This is a genomic window from Sinomonas sp. RB5, assembly GCF_054063535.1.
Map to the genome: position 1 here is coordinate 130,810 of NZ_JBSSGJ010000007.1, position 23,692 is coordinate 154,501.

Consider the following 23,692-nt stretch of genomic DNA (forward strand, 5'->3'; position numbering starts at 1 on the left):
GCCGGACCGCGGCGCGTCAGGAACTCGCCCAGACGAAGAGTTCCTGGCGGTTCGAGTCGTCGACGTCGGCGGCCAGCTTGGCGAGCTGCTCGACGTAGTCGTAGGCCTCGCGCGCGTCGAACGGGAGGTCCTCCTGGTCCACCCAGGCCGCGGCAACCCGCTCCACGGCGTTGCCCTCCCCCTCCTCGGACTCGTAGACGAGGAGGTCGGCGAGGGCCCGGACCATCGTGGAGGGCACCGCGAGGAGGCTGTCCGAGGAGACGTCCACCATGGTGAGCTCGTAGTCGGCTCCGGGGGCATGCACGGCGGTTCCGACCAGCGAGCCGAGCTGCTCGATCTCGTAGTCCGAGACGCCGGGGATCCTGAGGCCCCCGGTGTCCTCGGCGTCGCCGCTGTCGAGCTGGGAAGCCCGGCTGAGCGCGTCGGCATGCGTGGAGACGAAGATCTCGGCGAAGGGACTGGGAGCGGTCACGTCTTCCCCCTCTGTGGGCGCTGGACTGCGGTTCGGCCTGCGTGTCGCCCGCGGCGACCGCGGACTGTCCGAGCGTAGCGCAGGGAGCGTCAGGCGTGCACGGACGCCATGCGGATCTGGTTGCGCCACGGATCCTCGAAGCGCAGCTCGGCCCCGGTGTGGCGGGTCGCGATGCCGGCCACCTTGAGACGGTCGGCGGCCGCGAGGACGTCGTCCTCCGAACCGACCGTGATGAGGACCTCGCCGAGGCCGAGCGTGTCCTTGCGCGGGCCGGCGCCGCGGGAGTTCCACACGTTCATGGCCATGTGGTGGTGGTAGCGGCCGGCGGAGACGAACAGGGCCTGGCCGTGCCAGCCCGCAGTCTTGGCGAACCCGAGCGTGTCCACATAGAACTTCTGCGCCGTCTCCACGTCGCCGACCTGCAGGTGGACATGGCCGACGCCGGCCTCCGCCTCCCGCTGCCCCTCGACGGACGCTTCGGTCAGGTTCTGGTTCAGGAACGCCTGCGGTGCCAGCGGAAGCGAGTCCATGACCACCTCGCCGCCATTCCACTGCCAGCTCTCACGCGGCTTGTCGAAGTAGAGCTCCACGCCGTTGCCCTCGGGGTCGGTGAAGTAGAACGCCTCCGAGACGAGGTGGTCGGCGCTGCCGGCGAAGAGCCTGGGGTCATACTGCGCCGCGGTGGCGACGGTGGCGGCCAGGTCGGCGCGGCGCTCGAACAGGATGGCGGTGTGGAAGAGGCCGGCCTCGCCACGGCCGGGGATCTGCAGCCCGGCGGCCGGGCTCAGGTGAATGACCGGCCGGCCCTGCCGGCCCAGGTACACCCCGCCGAGGGACTCGCTGACCGGCACGAGCCCCAGGGCGCGCTCGTAGTAGTCGAGCATGAGCTTCATGTCCCCGACCTTGAGCATCACGGTGCCCATCGTCAGGTCGGCGGGAAGCAGGTCGCCGCTGGCGGGGCGGGCGGGGGTGGCGGATGTGCTCACGGTGGGCTCCTTGGCTGTCGAGGTCTGCATCAAGCGTACGATTACTTGAAGCTTCAATCAAGCCCGGATATTCCCCCTACACCGCGGCAGGCTCCGCCGCGCCGGCGATCCGCTGGCCGTCCCGCACCACGTGCAGCGGCGCCGCGAGGGTCCGCACGTCGCGCCGGGGATCCGTCCCCACGACCACGAGGTCCGCAGGGTCGCCCTCGGCGAGGCCGGCGGCGCCCAGCCATCCGCGCGCGGCCCAGCACGCGGCATCGACCGCTTCCGCGGGCCCGATCGCGGCGGCCAGTTCGGCGACCTCGTCCGCGATCCTGCCGTGCGCGATCACGGTTCCGGCGTCGGTACCCGCGAAGATCCGCACCCCGGCGGCGTGGGCAGCGGCGATCCGCTCGTGCCGGCGTTCCCACAGGGCGCGCATGTGCGCGGCGTAGCGAGGGAACTTCGCCTGGCCCTGGGCAGAGATGTCGGGGAAGGTCGCGATGTTGACGAGCGTCGGGACGATCGGGATGCCGGCCTCGGCGAGGCGCGGCAGATGCTGCTCCTGCAGGCCCGTTGCGTGCTCGAGGCAGTCGATCCCCGCATCGATGAGGTGGTCGATGGTCCCTTCGGCGAAGGTGTGCGCGGTGACGCGGGCACCCTCCGCATGCGCGGCGGCGACTGCCTCGCGGATCACGGCCGGCGGGAACGTGGGCGCCAGGTCGCCGGCGCCGCGGTCGATCCAGTCGGCGACGAGCTTGACCCAGCCGTCGCCGGCCCGCGCCTGGGCCACGACCGCCTCCACGAGGTCCTCGGGCTCCACCTCGTGCGCGAGGCCGCGGAGGTAGCGGCGGGACCGGGCGAGGTGGCGGCCCGCGCGCACGAGGCGCGGGACGTCGTCGCGCGCCTGCAGCCAGCGGGTGTCGGTGGGGCTGCCGCAGTCGCGGACCAGGAGGACGCCGGCCGCCGCTTCGGCGCGCGCGTGGGCGAGGGCCGCGGCGTCGTCCGGCGCGCCGCCGGGCACCAGCCCCACGTGGCAGTGCGCGTCCACGAGGCCGGGGAGCACCCACCCGCGCAGGCTCGTGGCCGCCGGCGCCTCGGGGCGGCGGTAGGTGATCCGGCCGTCGGCGATCCACGCCTCCGGCCGCTCGTCGGTGGGGCCGGCGAGGACGGGGCCGCTGAGGTGGACAACGTCATGCATGACGCCAGCCTAGCTGCCGTGCTAGGGTCCAACGCGTCCACACGGGTGCCCTCGCAAGGGCTGAGATCAGGCTGACGCGGCCTGCGACCGTCGAACCTGTCCGGGTCATGCCGGCGTAGGAAGTGAGGGCTCAGCATATGAGCACATCTGAAATGGAACAGCACCCCGCCCACTCGCTCGCGTTCCTCACCGACGACGAGCACGGCATCCGTGTGCCTGTCACCGAGATCGCACTCGACGATTCTCCGGGCGGCGAGGCGAACGCGCCGCTGCGGGTCTACCGGACGTCGGGCCCGGGCAGCGACCCCGTCGTGGGCCTTCCGGCGTACCGGGCCGAGTGGGTCGCCGAGCGGGGTGACGTCGAGCCGTACGCAGGCCGCGAGCGGAACCTGCTCGACGACGGCCGCTCCGCGGTGCGGCGCGGCGAGGCCTCGGCCGAATGGAAGGGCGCCAGGCCCGTGCCGCTGCGGGCCAAGCCCGGCCGGCGCGTCACGCAGATGCACTACGCGCGGGCCGGCGTCGTGACCCCCGAGATGCGCTTCGTGGCGCTGCGGGAGAACTGCGACGTCGAGCTGGTGCGCTCCGAGGTCGCGGCGGGCCGCGCGATCATCCCGAGCAACATCAACCACCCCGAGTCGGAGCCGATGATCATCGGCAAGGCGTTCCTCGTCAAGATCAACGCCAACATCGGCAACTCGGCGGTCACGTCCTCGATCGCCGAGGAGGTCGACAAGCTCCAGTGGGCCACCAAGTGGGGCGCCGACACGGTCATGGACCTCTCCACCGGCGACGACATCCACACCACCCGCGAGTGGATCATCCGCAACTCCCCCGTGCCGATCGGCACGGTGCCGATCTACCAGGCCCTCGAGAAGGTCAACGGCGACGCGTCCAAGCTCACATGGGAGATCTTCCGCGACACCGTGATCGAGCAGTGCGAGCAGGGCGTGGACTACATGACCATCCACGCCGGCGTGCTCCTGCGCTACGTCCCGCTCACCGCCGAGCGGGTCACGGGCATCGTCTCCCGCGGCGGATCGATCATGGCCGGCTGGTGCCTCGCCCACCACGAGGAGAACTTCCTCTACACGCACTTCGACGAGCTCTGCGAGATCTTCGCCCAGTACGACGTCGCGTTCTCGCTCGGCGACGGCCTGCGCCCCGGCTCGACGGCGGACGCGAACGACGCCGCGCAGTTCGCCGAGCTGGACACGCTCGCCGAGCTGACCAAGCGCGCGTGGGAGTACGACGTGCAGGTCATGGTCGAGGGCCCGGGGCACATCCCGTTCCACCTCGTGCGCGAGAACATCGAGCGGCAGCAGGAGCTGTGCGACGGCGCGCCGTTCTACACGCTCGGCCCGCTCGTGACCGACATCGCGCCGGGCTACGACCACATCACCTCGGCGATCGGCGCCACCGAGATCGCCCGGTACGGCACGGCGATGCTGTGCTACGTGACGCCCAAGGAGCACCTCGGGCTGCCGAACAAGGACGATGTGAAGACCGGCGTGATCACCTACAAGATCGCCGCCCACGCGGCCGACCTCGCGAAGGGCCACCCCGGCGCGCACGAGCGCGACGACGCCCTGTCCAAGGCACGGTTCGAGTTCCGCTGGAAGGACCAGTTCTCGCTCTCGCTCGACCCCGCCACGGCCGAGGCCTTCCACGACGAGACGCTCCCGGCCGAGCCCGCGAAGACCGCGCACTTCTGCTCGATGTGCGGGCCGAAGTTCTGCTCGATGCGCATCTCCCAGGACATCCGCAACGAGTTCGGCTCGAAGGAGGCCCAGGAGGCCATCGCGGGCATGCGGGAGAAGAGCCAGGAGTTCCTCGCCGCTGGCGGAAAGGTCTACCTGCCGGAAACGATCGCGGTGGGCTCGCCGGAGTAGCGCCCACGGCCCGGCGGCCTGCCGCCTCGCGCCGGCCACCGGGAACCTGCCACCGGGAAGTTCCGTTCTCGCCCTGGAGTCCACGAGTCGTGGACTCCAGGGCGAAACGCGAACTGCGGCCCACTCCGGTGGCGGGAAGTGCACTTCTCGTCCGAATCCGCAGGCGCCCCACGGGGCGACCTCGTGCACCCGCCGGGCGAGCTCACGAACCCACGGGGCGACCTCGGCGGACGACGCCGAAGGGGCGCCTCCCGCGGGAGGCGCCCCTTCGGCGTCGTGCGTCTGCGTGGCCGGACCGGCCCCGGCGTGGGGCCCGCGGACTACTTGCCGAGGTACTTCTCGAAGCCCTTGGGCAGGTTGAGGGCGGACGGGTCGAACTCGTCGCCCTGCTGGCCGCCGAACGCCGAGCCCTGGCCGCTGAACGCCTTCGAGGCGCCGGCGGCCCGGCGGGCCTCCGCCTCGCGGCGCTCCTGCGCGGCCTTGGCCGGGTTGCCCGACTTCGCCTTCTTCTTGCCCTTGGCGGGCCCCTTCTTGGAGCCGCCGAAGCCGCCCGGGCCGGGCATGCCCGGCATCCCGGGGATGCCGCCGCCGGCAGCCATCTTGCGCATCATCTTCTGGGCCTGGCCGAAGCGCTCCAGCAGGCCGTTGACCTCGGAGACGTGCACGCCCGAGCCGCGGGCGATGCGGGCGCGGCGGGAGCCGTTGATGATCTTGGGCGCGAGGCGCTCGTGCGGGGTCATCGAGCGGACGATCGCCTCGACGCGGTCGATCTCGCGCTCGTCGAACTGCTCGAGCTGCTGCCGGAACTGGGCGGCACCCGGCATCATCATGAGCATCTTCTTCATCGAGCCCATCTTGCGGATCTGCTGCATCTGGGCGAGGAAGTCCTCGAGGGTGAAGTCCTCCTGGTCGGCGAACTTCTTCGCCATCCGGGCGGCCTCGTCCTTGTCCCAGCTCTTCTCGGCCTGCTCGATGAGCGTCAGGACGTCGCCCATGTCGAGGATGCGGGAGGCCATGCGGTCCGGGTGGAACAGCTCGAAGTCGTCCAGGCCCTCGCCGGTGGAGGCGAACATGACGGGCCGGCCGGTCACGGACGCGACGGACAGGGCCGCGCCGCCGCGCGCATCGCCGTCGAGCTTCGAGAGCACGACGCCGGTGAAGTCGACGCCCTCCTCGAAGGCCTTGGCCGTGTTGACCGCGTCCTGGCCGATCATCGCGTCGATGACGAACAGGACCTCGTCCGGGTTGACCGCGGCGCGGATGTCCGCGGCCTGGCGCATGAGCTCGGCATCCAGGCCGAGCCGGCCGGCGGTGTCCACGATCACCACGTCGTGCAGCTTGGCGCGGGCCTCGGCCACGCCGTCGCGCGCCACGGCGACCGGGTCGCCCGTGGGTGCCTCGAACTCGGACTGGATGCCCGGGTGCGGGGCGTAGACGGCCACACCGGCGCGCTGGGCCACCACCTCGAGCTGGGTGACGGCGTTGGGGCGCTGGAGGTCGGCGGCGACGAGGATCGGCGAGTGGCCCTGGCCCTTGAGCCATTTGCCGAGCTTGCCGGCCAGCGTGGTCTTGCCCGCGCCCTGCAGGCCCGCGAGCATGATCACGGTCGGCGGGTTCTTCGCCAGGCGCAGGCGGCGCGTCTCGCCGCCGAGGATCGCCTGGAGCTCCTCGTTGACGATCTTGACGACCTGCTGGCTCGGGTTGAGGGCACCCGAGACCTCGGCGCCGAGCGCTCGTTCGCGGATCCGCGCCGCGAAGTCGCGCACCACCGGGACGGCGACGTCCGCGTCGAGGAGGGCGCGGCGGATCTCGCGGACGGTGGCGTCGACGTCCGCCTCGCTCAGGCGGCCCTTGCCGCGGAGATTCTTGAACGTCGCAGTGAGACGGTCCGAGAGGGAGTTGAACACGTGCCCGAGTCGCTTTCAGTCGTGGTCCAGGGATCTGACGCTGGGTCAGGAGGTCGCGCAGACCCGCCGGAAGCGGATCTGGCCACCCTTAAGGGTACCAACGGACCAGGCAGTGGCATGCTAGGCCTCGTGACGTCGACTCGTGAGACCGCCCCGTCCGTGCGCAGCCTGCTCATCCTCGGCGCCTCCGGGGACCTGACCGGCCGCCTCCTCTTCCCCGGCCTCGCCCGGCTCCTCGCGACCGGGCGGCACGCCGGGCTCACCGTGGTGGGCGCCGGTGCCGAGGACTGGGGCGCCGAGCAGTGGAGCCAGCGCGTGCACGACGCCACCGAGGCGGCCCTGGCGGACGCCACCGACGCCGGCCGCGCCGAGCTCGAACGGATCCGCCGCGACTCCGTCTACGTCCAGCTCGACGTCACGGCGCCCGGGGAGCTCGCGCGCGAGATCGCCGCGCTCCCGGGGCCCGTCGCCGTCTACTTCGCGCTGCCCCCGGCCGTGAGCCAGAAGGCCTGCGGCCTGCTCGGGCCTGCCGACCTGCCCGAGGGCACCCGGCTCGTGCTCGAGAAGCCGTTCGGCTCCTCCGAGGCCTCGGCGGCCGCCCTGAACGAGACCCTGGGCCGGCTGGTCCCGGAGAGCCAGATCCACCGCGTGGACCACTTCCTCGGCAAGGGCACCGTCCTGAACATCCTCGGCCTGCGCTTCGCCAACAACTTCCTCGAGCCCGTGTGGAACCGCGACCACATCGAGAAGGTGGAGATCTTCTTCGACGAGGACCTCGCGCTCGAGGGACGGGCCGGGTACTACGACCGCGCCGGCGCCCTGCGGGACATGATCCAGAGCCATCTCCTGCAGGTCCTGGCCGTGCTCGCGATGGACGCGCCGGCCCGCCTCGACGAGCGCGACGTGCGGGACCGCATCAGCACCGTGCTCCGCTCCGCCCGGGTCCCCGAGCCGTTCACCGAGTCGACGCGCCGGGCCCGGTACACGGCCGGGAGCATCGGGGACCGCCACGTCCCCGACTACACGGCCGAGCCGGGGGTGGACCCGTCCCGCGGCACCGAGACCCTGGCCGAGATCACGGTCATGCTGGCGAGCTGGCGGTGGGCCGGCGTGCCGTTCATCCTCCGCTCCGGCAAGGCCCTCGGCGCCCGGCGCAAGGAAGCCGTGGTGACCTTCCGCCCGGTCCCGCACCTGCCCGAGGGCTTCCGCGGCGTGGACGAGCCGAACCGGCTCCGGATCGGCTTCGGCCCCGATGTGCTCCAGCTCGACGTCGACGTCAACGGTCCCGGGGACGTGCTCACCCTGAACCGCGTGACGCTGGACGCCGACCTCGGCGAGGCGGACCTGCTCCCCTACGGCGAGGTGCTGGAGGGCGTGCTCGACGGCGACCCGCTCCTGTCCGTGCGCGCCGACACGGCCGAGAGCTGCTGGCGGATCGTCGAGCCCGTGCTGGAGGCGTGGGCCGCCGGCGGGGTCCCCCTCCAGACCTACGCCGCGGGCAGCAGGGGCCCGGCGGACTGGGCCACCTCGGCCGCCGGAGAGGACGGCGCCGGCCAGTCCTGAGCCGGCCGGCCGGGGCGTCCGCCCCGGCTCAGATCGCGGAGTCCCCGCGCTCCCCCGTCCGCACCCGCACCGCATCCTGGACCTCGACGACCCAGACCTTGCCGTCGCCCTGGGAGCCCGTCGAGGCGGCGACGACGATCGTCTCGAGGATCTCGTCCGCGTGCTTGTCGGTCGCGAGCACCTCGACGCGGACCTTGGGGATGAGGTCCACGCTGTACTCGGCACCCCGGTACACCTGGACGTAGCCGCGCTGGCGGCCGTAGCCGCTTGCGGCGCTGACGGTCAGGCCCTGGACTCCCTCGGCCTCGAGGTGCTCGCGGATGGAATCGAGCTTCTCGGGCCGGACGATGGCGGTGATGAGCTTCACGAGCCCACAGTACCGGTTGGCGATGTCCCGGCCAGCACCTCCTCGCGCTGGCCGTGCGCGCCGTCCGCACCGGCCTGGCCGAGGCGCCGCTCGAGGTGCTGCTCGAGCAGGGTCTCGACGGTGTGCCGGACGCCGAGCGGGTGGAACCCGCCGCCCGTGGCGGACGGCGACGAGTAGGCGGTCTCGGCGTGGATCACGAGGTCCACGCCGGTCTCCTCGACGTCCCTCGCAACCCGGAAGCCCATCACGGCCTTGATCGCGAGGCCCAGCCCGAGGGCCACGATGAAGGAGTAGCCCAGCACGGCGCCGGTGCCGAGGGCCTGGGTGCCCAGCAGGGCGAGGCCGCCGCCGTAGAACAGGCCCCGGCCGGGCACAGGGGCGGCCGGGTCGGCGGCGAGGCCGATGAAGAGGGTGCCGATGATGCCGCCGACGAGGTGGACGCCCACCACATCGAGCGAGTCGTCGTAGCCGAAGCGGTACTTCAGGCCCACGGCCAGGGCGCACACGGCGCCGGCGAGGATACCGAGGACGATCGCCCAGGCCGGGTCGATGGTGGCGCAGGACGGCGTGATGGCCACGAGCCCGGCGACCGCGCCGGAGGCGGCACCGAACGAGGTCGCGTGGCCGTCGCGGACCTTCTCGACCACGAGCCAGGAGAGGATGGCGGCGCATGGGGCGACGAGGGTGTTGATCCAGGCGAAGCCGGCTTCGCCGTTGGCAGCCAGCGCGGAGCCGGCGTTGAAGCCGAACCAGCCGAACCAGAGCAGGCCGCAGCCGAGCATGACGAGCGGGAGGTTGTGGGGGCGGTGCTCGGGGTCCTTGCCGAACCCGACGCGCTTGCCGAGCACGAGGGCGAGGGCCAGGCCCGCGGCGCCGGCGAGGACCTCGACGGCGGTGCCGCCGGCGAAGTCGATGAGGCCGAGGTGGTTGAGCCAGCCGCCGATGAAGGTCCCGTGCGCGTCCTTCTTCGAGTCGAAGACCCAGTGCGCCACGGGGAAGTACACGAGCACGGCGAACGCGCCGGCGAAGACCATCCAGGAGCCGAACTTGGCCCGGTCGGCGATCGCGCCGGAGACGAGGGCCACGGTCACGGTGGCGAAGACGCCCTGGAATCCCACGAAGACGATCTCGGGGATCGTGCCGACGAGCGGCATCGAGGAACCGGTGGCGAGCAGGTTGTGGAGGCCGAAGTCCTCGAAGGGGTTGCCGAACAGGCCGTCCCCCGCGTCGGTCCCGAAGGCGATCGAGTAGCCGAACAGCACCCAGAGGACACCGACCAGGGCGAGGGCCCCGAAGCTCATCATCATCATGTTGAGCATGGACTTCACGCGGGTCATGCCCCCGTAGAAGATGGCCAGGCCGGGTGACATGAGGAGGACGAGGGCTGCCGAGACGAGGACCCAGGCGGTGTCGCCAGCGTTCATGGGTGAGGCCTTTCGAGGGACGTTCACGGTTCTCGGCCCCCGTCCGCCGTCCCCGGCGGCGGTCTGCGGGACCACCTGAACAAGAATCCCGTGGCGGTGTTTCCGCTCCGCTCCGTCCGTGTTGCCCTCGTGTTACAGGAGTCCCCCCGGCGTTAAGGGTTGGTCACGGCCGTGTTAACGGCATGTTTCGCGCCCGTCCCCGCCCGCCCCGCCTCCGCGCTTTCCGGCGGTGCGGGCCCTCCCGCCGACGTGGGCGGACGACGGCGGGGGGTCCCCGCCGTCGTCCGCACTCCCGGAGCGACCGGTGCGGCTAGATCGCCGCCGCCCCGCGCTCCCCCGTCCGGACGCGGATCGCCTCGTGCACGTCCACCGTCCACACCTTGCCGTCCCCCGCACGGCCGGTGTTCGAGGTGGTGATCAGCACGTCGAGGATGTCGTCCGTCTGGTCGTCGGTGGCGAGCACCTCGATCCTGACCTTCGGGACCAGGTCCACGCTGTACTCGGCGCCGCGGTACACCTCCGTGTACCCGCGCTGGCGGCCGTAGCCACTGGCCGCGCTGACCGTGAGGCCCTGGACCCCGTAGGCCTCGAGCCCCTCACGGATGGAGTCGAGCTTCTCGGGGCGGACGATCGCGGTGATGAGCTTCACGCCTGGACCTTCTTCCGTGCTGCCTCGGTGAGCAGGTCGTCCGCGTTGAACGCCGCGACCTCTGCCTCGCCCTTGGACCCGAGCGGGTGGAACGCCGAACCCGACGAGCCGCCCATGCTGTTGCCGGAGTACGCCGTCTCGGCGTGCAGGGCGATGTCGACGCCGGCCTCCTCGGCCTCGCTCGAGACCCGGAAGCCCATGGTCTTGCTGATGATCCAGCCGATGGCGAGCGAGAGGGCGAACGAGTACACGAGGACCGTGCCGGCGCCGAGGGCCTGCTTGCCCAGGAGCTCGAAGCCGCCGCCGTAGAAGAGGCCCTGGCCGCCCGAGGGCGCGCCGGGGTTGGCCGCGAGGCCGATGAAGAGGGTTCCGATGATGCCGCCGACGAGGTGGACGCCCACCACGTCGAGCGAGTCGTCGTAGCCGAAGCGGTACTTCAGGCCCACGGCCAGGGCGCAGACCGCACCGGCGAGGACGCCGAGGACGATCGCCCACAGCGGCGAGACCGCGGCACAGGCCGGGGTGATGGCGACGAGCCCGGCCACGGCACCCGAGGCGGCGCCGAGCGAGGTCGCGTGGCCGTCGCGCAGCTTCTCGACCACGAGCCAGCCGAGGACCGCGGCGCACGGGGCGACGAGGGTGTTGATCCAGGCGAACGCGGCCACGCCGTTGGCGCCGAGGGCCGAGCCGGCGTTGAAGCCGAACCAGCCGAACCACAGCAGGCCCGCGCCGAGCATGACGAACGGCAGGTTGTGGGGGCGGTGGTTGGGGTCCTTGCCGAAGCCGTTGCGGCGGCCGAGGATGAGCGCGAGGGCCAGGCCCGCGGCGCCGGCGTTGATGTGGACCGCGGTGCCGCCGGCGAAGTCGATCACGCCGAGGCCGTTGAGCCAGCCGCCGATGAAGTTGCCGTTGGCGTCCTTGTTCGCGTCGAAGACCCAGTGGGCGACCGGGAAGTAGACGAGGATCGAGAAGAAGAACGCGAAGACCATCCAGGCGCCGAACTTGGCGCGGTCGGCGATCGAGCCGGAGATGAGCGCGACCGTGATGATCGCGAACACGCCCTGGAAGCCGACGAAGGCGAGCTCGGGGATGGTTCCGGCGAGCTGCATGCCGTTGCCCGTGGCGAGGATGCCGTGGAGGGCGAACTTGTCGAAGTTGCCGACGAGGCCACCGAACCAGTCGGAGCCGAAGGACATCGAGTAGCCGATGAGGGTCCAGAGCACGCCCACGAGGGCGATCGCGCCGAAGCTCATCATCATCATGTTCAGGACCGACTTGGCGCGAGTCATGCCGCCGTAGAAGAACGCGAGCCCGGGCGTCATGAGCAGCACGAGCGCTGCCGAGGCGAGCACCCAGGCGGTGTCTCCCGCGCTGAGGGTGGGGGTCATGGTGTGCCTTTCAGGGATGGAACGGGACCTGCCCGGCCCTGCGCCGTTGCCGGCGCCCGTGGGCCGCTGGAAATAGATTCCTCCCGCGGTGTTTCCACCGGAGGCGGCCCACATTGCACGCCCGTTACATCTTGCTCCTGCGCGTTAAGGCGCCGTCACATGCGCGTTTCCAGCATGTTTCGCCTCCATCCCGGCGGCCGGGCGGCGCCATCGTGCCGCGCCGGTGCACCGTCGCTAAGGTGGTCCCATGCCCCGCACTTCCCCGCGGACGCCGGTGCCCCGCGACGTCTGGGTCCTCGTCGCCGCCGCGTTCGTCATCGCCGTCGGCTTCGGGCTGGTGGCCCCCGTCCTGCCGCAGCTGGCCACGAGCTTCGGCGTCGGGGCGACGGCGGCCTCCGTGATCGTGAGCGCCTTCGCGCTCGCGCGGCTCGTCCTCGCGCCCACCGCGGGCGCCCTCGTCGACAGGCTCGGCGAGCGGCCCGTCTACGTCACGGGCCTGCTCCTCGTCGCGGCCTCGAGCGCGGCGTGCGCGTTCGCCCCCGACTACTGGACCCTGCTGGCCGTGCGCGGGCTGGGCGGCATCGGCTCGACGATGTTCACGATCTCCGCCTCGGGGCTGATCGTGCGCCTCGCGCCGCCCGACGCCCGGGGCAGGGTCTCGGGCCTGTACGCGGCGTCCTTCCTCCTGGGCAACATCGCCGGACCGGTGATTGGCGGACTCCTGGCGTCCTTCGGGCTGCGCGTGCCGTTCCTCGTCTACGCGGGGGCCCTCGTGGTTGCGGCGGCCGTGGTGCACTCGTTCCTCGGGCGCCGCTCTGCCGCGCCCGCGCACACGGGGGCGGCAGCCCGGCCGCAGCTCCTGCTGGCCGACGCGCTCGCGCATGCGCCCTACCGGGCGGCCGTGGGCTCGAACTTCGCCAACGGGTGGGCTGCCCTCGGGATCAGGATGGCCCTCGTGCCCCTCTTCGCCACGGCAGCCCTCGGCGCGGGCCCTCAGGCGGCCGGGCTCGCGCTGGCCCTCTACGCCGGTGGCACCGCGGCGGCGCTCACCTTCTCGGGGCGCCTCGTGGACCGGTGGGGCCGACGTCCCGTGGCCGTGGTCGGACTCGTGGGCACAGCGCTGCCGACGGCGTTCCTCGGCATGAGCGGTTCAGAGCCGGTGTTCCTCGCGCTCTCTGTCGCCGCCGGCTTCGGCGCGGGGTTCCTGGGCCCGTCGCTGCAGGCAACCGTGGCGGACACCATCGGCTCAGGCCGCAGCGGCGGACGCCCGCTGGCCGCGTTCCAGATGGCCTCCGATGTGGGCAGCATCCTCGGCCCGCTGGCCGCCGGCGCGCTGGCGGACGGCATCGGCTACGGGTGGGCGTTCGCCGTCTCGGGTGCGTGCCTGCTCGCCGCGGTGCCGCTGTGGGCCACGCGCACGCCGGCCAGCGCCCCTGCGGCCGGGCCAGTGGAGGGCGGCGTGGAACGTGGTGTGGAAGGCGGCTCCGAGGACGTGGCGGCGGAGCGTCCCGAAGCCCCCTGATGGTACCCCGGACGCGAGGCGCCCGCCCCCCGGAGAGGAGGCGGGCGCCGTCGTGCCCTGGTGTACCCGGAACGGGAGAAACGCGACGAGATGAGTACCCGGAACGGGAAATACGCGACGAGATGAGTACCCGGAACGGGAGAAACGCGACGAGATGAGTACCCGAAACCGAGGGGTGGGCGGGGTGGGGCTGTCAGGCGAGGATGGCGTCCACGAAGCCCTCGGCGTCGAACGGCGCGAGGTCGTCCGGGCCCTCGCCGAGGCCCACGAGCTTGACCGGCACGCCGAGCTGCTTCTGGATCGCGACGACGATGCCGCCCTTCGCGGTGCCGTCGAGCTTGGTCAGCACGATGCCCGTGATGTCGACGACCTCGCCGAAGACCTTGGCCTGGTTCAGCCCGTTCTGCCCCGTGGTCGCATCGAGCACGAGGAGGACCTCGTCAACCTCGGCCTGCTTCTCGATGACGCGCTTGACCTTGCCGAGCTCGTCCATGAGCCCGACCTTGTTCTGCAGGCGCCCGGCGGTGTCGACCATCACGACGTCGACCTCCTGCTCGATGCCGGCCTTGACCGCCTCGAAGGCCACCGAGGCAGGGTCGGCGCCGTCGACGTCCGACTTGACGGTCGGCACGCCCACGCGGGCGCCCCACGTGGCCAGCTGCTGGGCCGCGGCGGCGCGGAAGGTGTCCGCGGCGCCGAGCAGGACGTCCTTGTCCTCGGCCACGAGGACGCGGGCGAGCTTGCCCACCGTGGTGGTCTTGCCCACCCCGTTGACGCCGACCACGAGCACCACGGCGGGCTTGCCGTCGGCCCGGGAGACCTTGAGCGAGCGGTCCATGGAGGGATCGACGAGCTTGATGAGCTCCTCCCGGAGCATGGCCTTGACGTCGTCTGGGCTGCGGGTGCCCATGACCTTCACGCGGTCGCGGAGCGTGTCGACGAGTTCGAGGCTGGGCTCCGTGCCGATGTCCGCGAGCAGGAGGGTCTCCTCGACCTCGTCCCACACGTTCTCGTCGATGCTGTCGCTCGAGAGCAGGGCCAGCAGCCCCTTGCCGAAGAGGCTGTTGCTCTTGACGAGCCGCTCGCGCAGGCGCTGGAGCCGGCCCGCCACCGGAGCGGGCGTCTCGGTCGGGACGCGCTCGATGACGGCCTCGTCGAGGACGTCCTCGGTGGGCGCCTCGCCCTCGGGTTCGGCCGGTGGCGGCAGCGTGCCGGTGCCTCCCGGCGGGGCTTCCTCGGCCGTGGAGGCGCCGGGCCGGGTCGGGGCGATGACCTGATCGTTGGCGTCTCGCGGACCGGTGTAGGTGATCTTCTTCCGGCGGCCGCTCACGAGGCCGATGACGACCCCGGCGACGACGAGGATCACGATCGCGACGATGATGATGACGGGCAGCAGGGCGGAAAGGTCTGTCACGGTTCCTAGCTTCTCACAGGGCGGCCCTCCGGCCGGGGCGGCCGCCGCGCCGCCGCTCCCAGGGCCCCGCGGCCCTAGGCCTGGACGCGGTCGAGCTTCTGGCTGATCACGGTCGAGACGCCGTCGCCGCGCATCGAGACGCCATACAGGGCGTCGGCGACCTCCATGGTGCGCTTCTGGTGCGTGATGACGATGAGCTGGCTCGACTCGCGCAGCTCCTCGAAGATCGTGATGAGCCGGCCGAGGTTCGTGTCGTCGAGCGCGGCCTCGACCTCGTCCATGACGTAGAACGGCGAGGGCCGCGCCTTGAAGATCGCCACGAGGAGGGCCACGGCCGTGAGCGAGCGCTCCCCGCCGGAGAGGAGCGAGAGCCGCTTGATCTTCTTGCCCGCGGGACGTGCCTCGACCTCGATCCCGGTGGTGAGGAGGTCCTCGGGGTCGGTCAGGACCAGCCGGCCCTCACCACCGGGGAAGAGCCGGCCGAAGACCCGCTCGAACTGGACCGCGGTGTCGGAGAAGGCCTCGGCGAAGACCCGCTGCACGCGCTCGTCCACCTCCGCGATGATCTGCAGGAGGTCCTTGCGGCTCTTCTGCAGGTCATCGAGCTGAGCCGCGAGGAAGCGGTGGCGCTCCTCGAGGGCCGCGAACTCCTCGAGGGCCAGCGGGTTGACCTTGCCGAGGGCGGCGAGGTCCCGCTCGGCCTTCTTCAGCCGCTTCTCCTGCTCGGCCCGGACGAACGGGACGCCGTCCTGGACCGCGTTGCCCTCGTCGTCCACCTCGACGCGGAGCGCGGCCCACTTGTCCCCGCCCTCCTCGCGCGGCACGGGGACGGGGCGGTGCGGGCCGAAGTCGCGCACGAGCTCCTCGGCGGCCATGCCCAGCTCGTCCACGACGCGCTCCTCGAGCGCCTCGAGCCGGAGGCGCTGCTCGGCGCGCGCGAGCTCGTCGCGGTGCGCGGCGTCGTTGAGGTCGGCGAGCTCGCGGGCGAGCTCGTCGTTGCGGCGACGCAGGGCACCGAGGCGCTCGTCCAGCTCAGCGCGGTGCGCCTCGGCCGCGTCACGCTCGGCCGCGGCCGCCTCGACCGCGCGGTCCAGCCGGGACAGGCCCTCCCGCGCGGCGGCGGCGACTGCGCCGGCACGGGCGGCCTCGCGGGCGCGGCGCTCGGCCCGGCGGCGTGCCTCCTCGGCGGCCCGCCGCTCCGACTCCGCGGCGCGCTCGAGCGACTGGGCGCGGGCTTCGAGGGTGCGGTGCTGCTCCTCCGCGGCGCGCAGCGCGAGCCTGGCCTCGAGCTCGCGGGCCCGGGCGGCGGCGGCCTCGGCCTGGAGCCGGTCCCGGTCGGAGGAGTCCGGCTCCTCGGCGTCCGGGGCCTCCTCCGCGAGCTCGAGCCGTTCGGCGGCCGCCTCGAGCGCGACCTGCTCGGACTCGAGCTGGGTGAGCGCGGTCCCGAGGGCGGTGCGCTGGCGCTGTTCCTCGGCCTCTGCGCCGCGCAGCTGGGTCCCCAGGGCGGCGAGCTTCTCGGCCACCGCCGCGAAGCGGGCGTCCGAGTCGTGCAGCGCCGCGAGGGCGGCCTCCGCCTGCTCACGGGCCGCGCGCTCGCGCTCCTGCGCTCCGGCCAGGGCGAAGCCGCACCGCTCGTGCTCCGCCTGGGCGGCAGCGAGACGGTCCCGGGCGGCGTCGAGGAGCCCCTGCAGCTCGATGGTCGAGGGCGCCCCGGCTGAACCGCCGAGCAGGCCCGCGGCGGTGACCAGGTCGCCGTCGTGCGTCGCGGCGGCGAGCCCCGGGTGGTCGGCGACGAGCGCGACCGCGGCCTCGAGGGTCGGGACGGCTGCGGCGTCCCGCAGCAGGCTGGACACCGCGGCGGCCACGGCAGGCTCGGGGTCGACGACGTCCTCCAGCCAGCGGGCACCCGCCGGCAGCGCCGGTGTGCCCCCGGCCGCCTCCCCTGCCGCCCCCGCCGCCCCGGCCGCCCCTGGCGAGCCGACCAGCAGGGCCGCCTGCCCGGCGTCGTCCGCCTTGAGCCCTGCCAGGGCCTCGGCTGCCTCAGGGGCGCCCGCCATCGCCAGGCCCTCGGCGAAGGGCCCGAGGACGACCGCGACGGCGGCCTCGAACCCCGGCTCGACGCCGACCAGGTCTGCGACCCGTCCGAGCACCCCGGCCGCGGACGCGGCGACGGAGGCCGTGGCGTCCCGGTCCTTGAACGCCGTCAGGAGTGCCTCGATGCGGGCCTCCTGCGCCTGCCGGTCCGAGGCGGCGCGCCTGCGGCGCTCGAGGAGGGACTCGCGCTCCGCCTCGGCCGCCTCGAGCTCGGCGGCGGCCTCCTCGTAGGCCGTGTCGAGGTCCTCCTCGCCGGCCTCGACCCCGGCAATCTGCGACTCGAGGGCCGTGTACTCGGCCGCGGCGGCGCGCTGCCGCTCGGCGGCGCCGGCCAGGGTCTCCCGGAGCCGCCCGACCTCGCCCTCAGCCGACTCGACGCGGCTGCGGGCTGCCGCCACTTGGCCCGCGAGGCGGGCGAGGCCCTCGCGCCGATCGGCCTGGGCGCGCAGGAGGGCGGTGTGGCGGCGGTCCTCGGCAGAGGCCGCCTCCTCGGCCGACGCCCGCGCGTCCTCGGCCTCGGCAAGGCCCTCCACCCGGACCTCGACGACGTCCGTTACGGCCGCGAGCTCGGCGCGCAGCTGGCGCGCCTGACGTTCGAGCGCCTCCGGGTCGCGGCCGCGCGCCGGAGGCTCCGAGGATCCGAGCAGGCGCCGGCGCTCGTCGGCGAGCGAGGCAAGGGCCCTGAGCCTCTCCCGGCTCTGCGAGAGCCGGTACCACGCGTCGCGGGCGGCATTGACGCGCGGGGTCGCCGCGGCCGCGGACCGCTCGACCTCCCCCTGGGTGCGGCGGCCGGCGTCGAGCCCGCTCTCCACGGCGGCCCGGCGGGCATCGAGCGCTCCCTGGTCCGCCTCCTCCTGCTCCATGGCCGTGCGCAGGGTGGCGATGTCGTCCGCGAGGAGCCGGGCGCGGGCGTCCCGGACATCGGCCTGGATGGTCTGCGCGCGGCGCGCGACCTGCGCCTGCCGGCCCAGCGGCCCGAGCTGCCGGCGCAGCTCCGCGGTGAGGTCGCCGAGCCGGGAGAGGTTCGCCTGCATCGCCTCGAGCTTGCGGACGGTGCGCTCCTTGCGCCGGCGGTGCTTGAGGATGCCGGCGGCCTCCTCGATGAATCCGCGCCGGTCCTCGGGGGTCGCGTGCAGGACGCGGTCGAGCTGGCCCTGCCCGACGATCACGTGCATCTCGCGCCCGAGCCCCGAGTCGGAGAGGAGCTCCTGGATGTCGAGCAGCCGGCACTGGCTGCCGTTGATCGCGTACTCGGACCCGCCCGAGCGGAAGAGCGTCCGCGAGATCGTGACCTCGGCGTACTCGATGGGGAGCGCGCCGTCGGCGTTGTCGATCGTGAGCGAGACGTGGGCGCGGCCGAGGGGCGGCCGCCCGGCCGTGCCGGCGAAGATGACGTCCTCCATCTTGCCGCCGCGCAGGGTCTTGGCGCCCTGCTCCCCCATGACCCACGCGAGGGCGTCGACGACGTTCGACTTGCCCGAGCCGTTGGGCCCGACCACCGCCGTCACGCCGGGCTCGAACTCGAAGGTCGTGGCCGAGGCGAACGACTTGAAGCCTCGGATCGTCAGGGTCTTGAGGTGCAAGGGACTGCGGGTCTCCTCTGGGCTGGCCGGGCGGAAGGGGCGGTTGTCCGTCATTGTGCCACCGGACACCGACGGAACCGGCCTACCAGCGGGCGTTGCGCGGAACCGGCTGGCAGCGGGTGCAGCGGTAGGAGGAGCGGTTCATGAACGGCTCCCGGACGATCATGCCGGCCTCGCCCGCCGCCGCGCACCGCCGGCACGCCCGCCCGGCGCGGCCGTAGGCGTCCAGGGAGCGGGAGAAGTACCCGGACGCGCCGTTGACGTTGACGTAGAGCGAGTCGAAGCTCGTGCCGCCGGCCACGAGGGCCCGGCCCATGACGTCCCGCACGGCATGCACGAGCCGGTCCGTCTCGGGGCGGCGGAGCGTGTCGGTCGGCCTCGCGTAGTGCAGGCGCGCGCCCCAGAGCGCCTCGTCGGCGTAGATGTTCCCGATCCCGGACACGAGGCGCTGGTCCAGGAGGGCGCGCTTGATGCCCGTGCGCCGCGCCCGCAGACGCCGGTGGAACGCCTCCGGGTCGAAGAGCGGATCGAGCGGGTCGCGCCCGATATGGGCCGCCTCCCCCGGGATGAGCGCGAGGGCGGAGTCGCCGCGGCCGCCGGGGCCGCCGTCGTCCGTGGGGACCAGCGGCACGACGGCGAGGGCGCCGAAGATGCGCTGGTCCACGAAGCGCAGCTCGCGGGGCATGCCGGGGGCGTCGCTGAGGGTCAGCCGGACCTTGAGGTGCTTCTCGTCGGGCGCCTCGGGCTCCTCGACGAGGAGCTGGCCGCTCATGCCCAGGTGCGCGAGGAGCGCCGTGTGCGGGCTGGCCCCGGGGTCTGACAGCGGCAGCCAGAGGTACTTGCCGCGGCGCACGGCGTCGAGCACGCGGGCGCCCTTGAGCTGGCCGCGGAAGTCCTCGGGCCCGAGGGTGTGGCGCCGCACGGAGCGGGCGTCCACCACGTCCACCGCCTCGACGGTCCGCCCCGCGACCCAGGAGGCGAGGCCGCGGCGGACCACCTCGACTTCGGGCAGTTCCGGCATCGCCGCTCAGGCCTGCGCGGAAGCGGCGCTGTCGGTCCCGAGGACCTTCCAGGCGTTGGCGGCCGACTGCTGCTCGGCTTCCTTCTTGGAGTTCCCGGTGCCGGTCCCGTACTCGGTGCCGCCGATGAGGAGGGTGGCCGTGTACGTGCGCGCATGGTCCGGGCCGTCCCCGACCACCGCGTAGTGGATCGGGCCGAGCTGCCGGCTCGCGGCGAGCTCCTGGATGTGCGTCTTCCAGTCCGTGCCCGCCCCGAGCACCGCGGCGTCCGCGAGGAGGGGCTCGATGAGGCCGACGACGAACTGGCGCGCCGGCTCGAGCCCGTTGGAGATGTAGGTCGCCCCGATGAGCGCCTCCATCGTGTCCGCGAGGATCGAGGACTTGTTCTTCCCGCCAGTGACCTTCTCGCCCTGGCCGAGGTAGATGAACTCGCCCACGCCGAGGCGCCGGGCAATGGAGGCGAGGGCGCGGGTGCTCACGACGGCGGCACGCCGCTTCGCGAGGTCGCCCTCGCTCAGATCGGGGTACTCCCGGTACAGGTGCTCCGTGACGGAAAAGCCGAGGACCGAGTCGCCGAGGAACTCCAGGCGCTCGTTCGTCGGAATGCCGCCGTTCTCGTAGGCGAAGGAACGGTGGGTGAGGGCAAGACGAAGCGTCTCGGCGTCGATGTCGACGCCGAGACGCTTCAAAAGCTCGTCATGAGGGCTCATGCGCGAGATTCCGCCGGATCAGACGTCGGCGACCTTGCGGCCCTTGTACTCGAGGAACAGCTCGGTCCCGGCCGAGTCGGTGACGACCTTGGCCTGGTGGGGAAGGCTGTACGTCACGCGGCCGTTCTCAACGGTCTTGACCAGCGTGGGAACGGAGGCCTTCCACTGCGAGCGGCGGGCGCGGGTATTCGAGCGAGACATCTTCCGCTTGGGAACAGCCACGGCTAACTCATTTCTCTCTTAGTGCCAACACTTACTCATCGTCGTGCCGGTCTGGCTTCGCCAGATCTGCCAAGGCAGCCCACCGGGGGTCGACGACCTCATGGTGGTGCCCCGGCTCGTCCGCAAGACGCACTCCGCATTCGGAGCACAGGCCCTCGCAGTCTTCCCGGCACACCGGCTGGAACGGCAGCAGCGGTACCACTGCGTCCCGCAACACCGGCTCAAGATCGATGGAATCGTGCTCGACTCGACGTTGCTCTTCATCGTCTTCTCCGTCCGAGAGCCCCGGGCCCTCGAAGAAGAAAAGCTCTTGCACCTCGGCGTCGAGTCCGTACTCGATGGGATCCAGGCAGCGGCCGCACTCGCCCGTTACCGTGACGTGCGCAGTCCCCGAGACCAAGATCCCCTCGTGCACTGACTCGAAGGTCAAGTCCAGGTCCACGGGGGACCCTTCCTTGACGCCGATGAGCGCCACGCCGAGTTCACCCGGCGCGGGTACATGCTCCTCAAGGGTCCGCATACTCCCCGGGCTGCGCCCGAGGTCCTTGACGTCGAACATCAAAGGCGAACGTGCTTCGCGCTTAATGAGAACTCCTGTAGAACATAGACCGACACACTATCCTAGCCGCTGCGGCATCGACGCCCAAAACGAGCAGTGCCGCGGCGCACCGGGACCGTGTCCAGCGTGCGGTGCCCATTCATTCTAGCGGCTCCGGCGGCGTCCTCAGTGCTGCGGACGGGTTTCGGCGAGCCGCGCGAGGACCGACCGGGGCACATAGTCCGCGACGTCCCCGCCGAGATCGTGGACCTCCTTGACGAGCGTCGAGGAGAGGTGGACGTAGTGGGCCTCAGCGGGGAGGAACACGGTCTCGACCCCGGTGAGCTGCCGGTTCATGATGGCCATCGGCAGCTCGTAGTCGAAGTCGGACGACGAACGGAGCCCCTTCACGATCGCGCTCGCGCCCCGTTCCCGGCAGAACTCGGCGAGGAGGCCCTCCCCCATCGGCTCGACGAGGATGCCGCTGATCGCCCCGAGGGTCCGACGGGCCAGGGTGAGCCGCTCCTCGAGGCCGAACCGGTACTTCTTCGCGTAGTTGGTCGACACCGCGACGATGACCTCGTCGAAGAGGTTCGCGGCCCTGGCGATGACCTCGAGATGCCCGTTGTGGATGGGGTCGAAGGAGCCAGGGCACACCGCGCGTCGCATACGGCCAACATACTGCATGGCCCCTCGCCGGCCGCGGGCGCGTGGGGCCACCGGCGTGGCCCGCGCCGATAGCATGGACGGGTGACTTCCGCAGGGCAGGGACCAGCAGGACAGCACGCCTCGGCGTGGCAGCGCACGGCAGCGGGGGCGAACGTCCTCGGCGCCGACGGCAGGCTCGGCGTGACCATCTTCGAGGAGATGACGGGCCTCGCGGTCCGGCACGGCGCGATCAACCTCGGCCAGGGCTTCCCCGACGAGGACGGACCGGCCGAGATGGCAGAGGCCGCCCGGTCCGCGATCCTCTCCGGCGCCAACCAGTACGCCCCCGGGCAGGGCATCCCGCGGCTGCGGGAGGCGGTCGCGGCGCACCAGGAGCGCTTCTACGGGATCGCGCTCGACCCGTGGCGCGAGGTCATCGTCACCACCGGCGCGACGGAGGGCATCGCCGGAGCCATCCTCGCCCTCGCGGGCCCGGGCGACGAGGTCCTCACCTTCGAGCCGTTCTACGACTCCTACGGAGCCATGATCGGCCTCGCCGGCGCCGAGCACGTCACCGTGCCGCTTCGCGCTCCCTCGTTCCAGCCCGACCTGGCCGAGCTCGAGGCAGCGTTCGGCTCGCGCACGCGCGTCGTCGTCGTGAACAACCCCCACAACCCGACCGGGGCCGTGTTCGGCCGCGACGTGCTCGCCCGGATCGTCGCGCTGGCCGCGGAGCACGACGCCGTGATCGTCACCGACGAGGTCTACGAGCACCTCGTGTTCGGCCCCCGCCACGTTCCCGTCGCGTCGCTCCCGGGGGCGGCCGAGCGCACCCTGACGATCTCCTCGGCGGGGAAGACGTTCTCCTTCACCGGCTGGAAGGTCGGCTGGGTCACCGGCCCGGAGGAGCTGGTGGGGCGCGTCCGCACGATCAAGCAGTTCCTCACCTACAGCTCCGGGACCCCGTTCCAGGAGGCGGTCGCGCTCGGCCTGGGCTACCCGGACAGCTTCTTCGAGGGCATCGCCGCGGCGCTGAAGGCCAAGCGGGACATCCTCGCCCAGGGCCTGGAGGCGGCCGGCCTGGACGTCTACCGGCCCGAGGGCACCTACTTCATCACGGCGGACACCGCGGGGCTCGGGTTCGGCAGCGCCGTGGACCTCGCCCGGCGCCTGCCCGAGCTCGTGGGCGTCGCCGCCATCCCTGTCTCCGTCTTCTGCCATCCCGAGGGCGCCGGCCGGACGCGGTCGCTCCTGCGCTTCGCCTTCTGCAAGAAGGAGCCGCTCCTGCACGAGGCTGCCACCCGGCTCTCGCGGCTCGCGGAGCTCGTGTGACGCCGGCCGGGGCCGGCCCGGGCCGGTATCTCCGCGGCATCGGCGCGCACGCTTCCGTGGAACCGGACCCGCTCGTCCCCGGTGCGTACGTGCTCTCGATCGGCGGCGCCGAGCAGTCCCACGTGGACCTCGCCCGCCCGGGCCACGTCTTCTACGCCTACCTGCGCCGGATCGCGAACGTCGTCGACGCTGTGGCCCCCGCCGGGGCCCCGCTCCGGGCGCTCCACCTCGGTGCCGGCGCGCTCACCCTCGCCAGGTACATCGCGGCGACCCGGCCGGGGTCGGTCCAGGCGGCGGTCGAGCTCGAGCGCGAGCTGCTCGACTTCGTGCTCGAGCGCCTCCCCCTGGCTCCGGGGACCGATCTGAGCATCCACCTCGGCGATGCCCGGTGGCAGCTTCCGGAGGCCGCCGCGCGGGGGCCGTTCGACGTGATCGTGCTGGACATCTTCTCAGGGCCCGAGGCACCGGCCCACCTCGCGGAGCCTGCCTTCTACGCCGAGGCCGCGGAGCTCCTGGCCCCGGGCGGCGTGCTGCTGGTGAACATCGGCGACGACCCGCCGCTGACGCTCGTTCGGTCCCAGCTGGGCGCCATGCGGACGGTCTTCCGGGAGGTCGCGGCGCTGTCCGAACCGGAGATGTTCACGGCGAGGTTCCCGGGGAACATCGTGGCGATCGGGCTCACGGGCGCATGGCCCGAGTCCTGGAGCGCGGGCCTCCCGGCGGCAGGGCCGCACCCCACGCGCCTGGTCCGCGGGGTCGATCTCGACCCGCTCGCGGGGTGACCT

At 72.5% G+C, this 23,692-nt stretch carries 20 protein-coding genes and 1 riboswitch; of the genes, 5 read left to right on the forward strand and 15 right to left on the reverse strand.

Annotated elements, in window-relative coordinates; genetic code table 11:
* Window positions 1-16: 16 nt before the first annotated feature.
* The 3 genes from ACVWWH_RS10245 to ACVWWH_RS10255 all read right to left on the reverse strand — a co-directional run bounded on the left by ACVWWH_RS10245 (window position 17) and on the right by ACVWWH_RS10255 (window position 2,638).
* On the reverse strand, window positions 17-472 hold the full coding sequence (locus tag ACVWWH_RS10245) for a hypothetical protein (RefSeq protein WP_066498274.1): 456 nt from the start codon (window positions 470-472) through the stop codon (window positions 17-19).
* A gap of 89 nt (window positions 473-561) precedes the next feature.
* A complete protein-coding gene (locus ACVWWH_RS10250; RefSeq protein ID WP_457316555.1) occupies window positions 562-1,395 on the reverse strand; it encodes a VOC family protein in 834 nt (277 codons plus the stop codon).
* 139 nt (window positions 1,396-1,534) lie between these two features.
* Window positions 1,535-2,638, reverse strand: a complete 1,104-nt coding sequence (locus tag ACVWWH_RS10255) for an amidohydrolase family protein (RefSeq protein WP_457316504.1) — start codon at window positions 2,636-2,638, stop codon at window positions 1,535-1,537.
* Window positions 2,639-2,669: 31 nt separating this feature from the next.
* A riboswitch (TPP riboswitch) is annotated at window positions 2,670-2,777 on the forward strand.
* On the opposite strand from ACVWWH_RS10255, the gene thiC reads away from it, so the two are divergent.
* Window positions 2,776-4,527, forward strand: a complete 1,752-nt coding sequence (gene thiC, locus ACVWWH_RS10260) for a phosphomethylpyrimidine synthase ThiC (RefSeq protein WP_457316505.1) — start codon at window positions 2,776-2,778, stop codon at window positions 4,525-4,527. (Overlaps the previous riboswitch by 2 nt.)
* 320 nt (window positions 4,528-4,847) lie before the next feature.
* On the opposite strand, the gene ffh is transcribed toward thiC, so the two are convergent.
* Entirely contained in the window at window positions 4,848-6,434 is a 1,587-nt protein-coding gene (gene ffh / locus ACVWWH_RS10265) for a signal recognition particle protein (protein WP_457316506.1), read from the reverse strand.
* A gap of 117 nt (window positions 6,435-6,551) precedes the next feature.
* On the opposite strand from ffh, the gene ACVWWH_RS10270 reads away from it, so the two are divergent.
* Window positions 6,552-7,997, forward strand: a complete 1,446-nt coding sequence (locus tag ACVWWH_RS10270) for a glucose-6-phosphate dehydrogenase (protein ID WP_457316507.1) — start codon at window positions 6,552-6,554, stop codon at window positions 7,995-7,997.
* A gap of 28 nt (window positions 7,998-8,025) precedes the next feature.
* Here ACVWWH_RS10270 and ACVWWH_RS10275 read toward each other — a convergent pair whose 3' ends face one another.
* From ACVWWH_RS10275 to ACVWWH_RS10290, 4 genes are all read right to left on the reverse strand, one after another.
* Window positions 8,026-8,364, reverse strand: coding sequence for a P-II family nitrogen regulator (locus ACVWWH_RS10275; RefSeq protein ID WP_066498285.1), 339 nt, complete (start codon window positions 8,362-8,364; stop codon window positions 8,026-8,028).
* Entirely contained in the window at window positions 8,361-9,788 is a 1,428-nt protein-coding gene (locus ACVWWH_RS10280) for an ammonium transporter (RefSeq protein ID WP_457316508.1), read from the reverse strand. Before ACVWWH_RS10280 ends, ACVWWH_RS10275 begins: the two co-directional genes overlap by 4 nt.
* A 310-nt stretch (window positions 9,789-10,098) precedes the next feature.
* Complete coding sequence (locus ACVWWH_RS10285) at window positions 10,099-10,437, reverse strand: P-II family nitrogen regulator (RefSeq protein ID WP_066498288.1); 339 nt, start codon at window positions 10,435-10,437, stop codon at window positions 10,099-10,101.
* A complete protein-coding gene (locus ACVWWH_RS10290; protein WP_457316509.1) occupies window positions 10,434-11,825 on the reverse strand; it encodes an ammonium transporter in 1,392 nt (463 codons plus the stop codon). The genes ACVWWH_RS10285 and ACVWWH_RS10290 overlap by 4 nt, the downstream gene beginning before the upstream one ends.
* 247 nt (window positions 11,826-12,072) lie before the next feature.
* On the opposite strand from ACVWWH_RS10290, the gene ACVWWH_RS10295 reads away from it, so the two are divergent.
* Window positions 12,073-13,347 (forward strand): MFS transporter, encoded by a 1,275-nt coding sequence (locus ACVWWH_RS10295; protein ID WP_457316510.1) that lies wholly within the window; start codon window positions 12,073-12,075, stop codon window positions 13,345-13,347.
* 193 nt (window positions 13,348-13,540) lie between these two features.
* On the opposite strand, the gene ftsY is transcribed toward ACVWWH_RS10295, so the two are convergent.
* The 7 genes from ftsY to coaD form a co-directional block, all read right to left on the reverse strand.
* Window positions 13,541-14,761 (reverse strand): signal recognition particle-docking protein FtsY, encoded by a 1,221-nt coding sequence (gene ftsY / locus ACVWWH_RS10300; RefSeq protein WP_457316511.1) that lies wholly within the window; start codon window positions 14,759-14,761, stop codon window positions 13,541-13,543.
* A gap of 74 nt (window positions 14,762-14,835) precedes the next feature.
* Window positions 14,836-18,438 carry a chromosome segregation protein SMC gene (smc, locus tag ACVWWH_RS10305; RefSeq protein WP_457316512.1) on the reverse strand — a complete coding sequence of 1,201 codons (3,603 nt, stop codon included), beginning with the start codon at window positions 18,436-18,438 and terminating at the stop codon, window positions 14,836-14,838.
* Window positions 18,439-18,520: 82 nt separating this feature from the next.
* The gene (gene mutM, locus ACVWWH_RS10310) at window positions 18,521-19,459 is read right to left on the reverse strand and encodes a bifunctional DNA-formamidopyrimidine glycosylase/DNA-(apurinic or apyrimidinic site) lyase (protein ID WP_457316513.1); all 939 of its coding nucleotides are present in this window, start codon (window positions 19,457-19,459) and stop codon (window positions 18,521-18,523) included.
* A gap of 6 nt (window positions 19,460-19,465) precedes the next feature.
* A complete protein-coding gene (gene rnc, locus ACVWWH_RS10315; RefSeq protein ID WP_457316514.1) occupies window positions 19,466-20,167 on the reverse strand; it encodes a ribonuclease III in 702 nt (233 codons plus the stop codon).
* A gap of 18 nt (window positions 20,168-20,185) precedes the next feature.
* Window positions 20,186-20,389 (reverse strand): 50S ribosomal protein L32, encoded by a 204-nt coding sequence (rpmF, locus tag ACVWWH_RS10320; RefSeq protein ID WP_066498296.1) that lies wholly within the window; start codon window positions 20,387-20,389, stop codon window positions 20,186-20,188.
* A 31-nt stretch (window positions 20,390-20,420) separates the two neighbouring features.
* A complete protein-coding gene (locus tag ACVWWH_RS10325) occupies window positions 20,421-20,951 on the reverse strand; it encodes a YceD family protein (protein WP_066498297.1) in 531 nt (176 codons plus the stop codon).
* A gap of 162 nt (window positions 20,952-21,113) precedes the next feature.
* A complete protein-coding gene (gene coaD, locus ACVWWH_RS10330) occupies window positions 21,114-21,596 on the reverse strand; it encodes a pantetheine-phosphate adenylyltransferase (protein ID WP_066498299.1) in 483 nt (160 codons plus the stop codon).
* Between the two features lie 81 nt (window positions 21,597-21,677).
* Between coaD and ACVWWH_RS10335 the strand changes: the two genes are divergently transcribed.
* On the forward strand, window positions 21,678-22,907 hold the full coding sequence (locus ACVWWH_RS10335) for an aminotransferase class I/II-fold pyridoxal phosphate-dependent enzyme (RefSeq protein ID WP_457316515.1): 1,230 nt from the start codon (window positions 21,678-21,680) through the stop codon (window positions 22,905-22,907).
* Window positions 22,904-23,689 carry a spermidine synthase gene (locus ACVWWH_RS10340; protein WP_457316516.1) on the forward strand — a complete coding sequence of 262 codons (786 nt, stop codon included), beginning with the start codon at window positions 22,904-22,906 and terminating at the stop codon, window positions 23,687-23,689. The genes ACVWWH_RS10335 and ACVWWH_RS10340 overlap by 4 nt, the downstream gene beginning before the upstream one ends.
* Window positions 23,690-23,692: the final 3 nt, after the last annotated feature.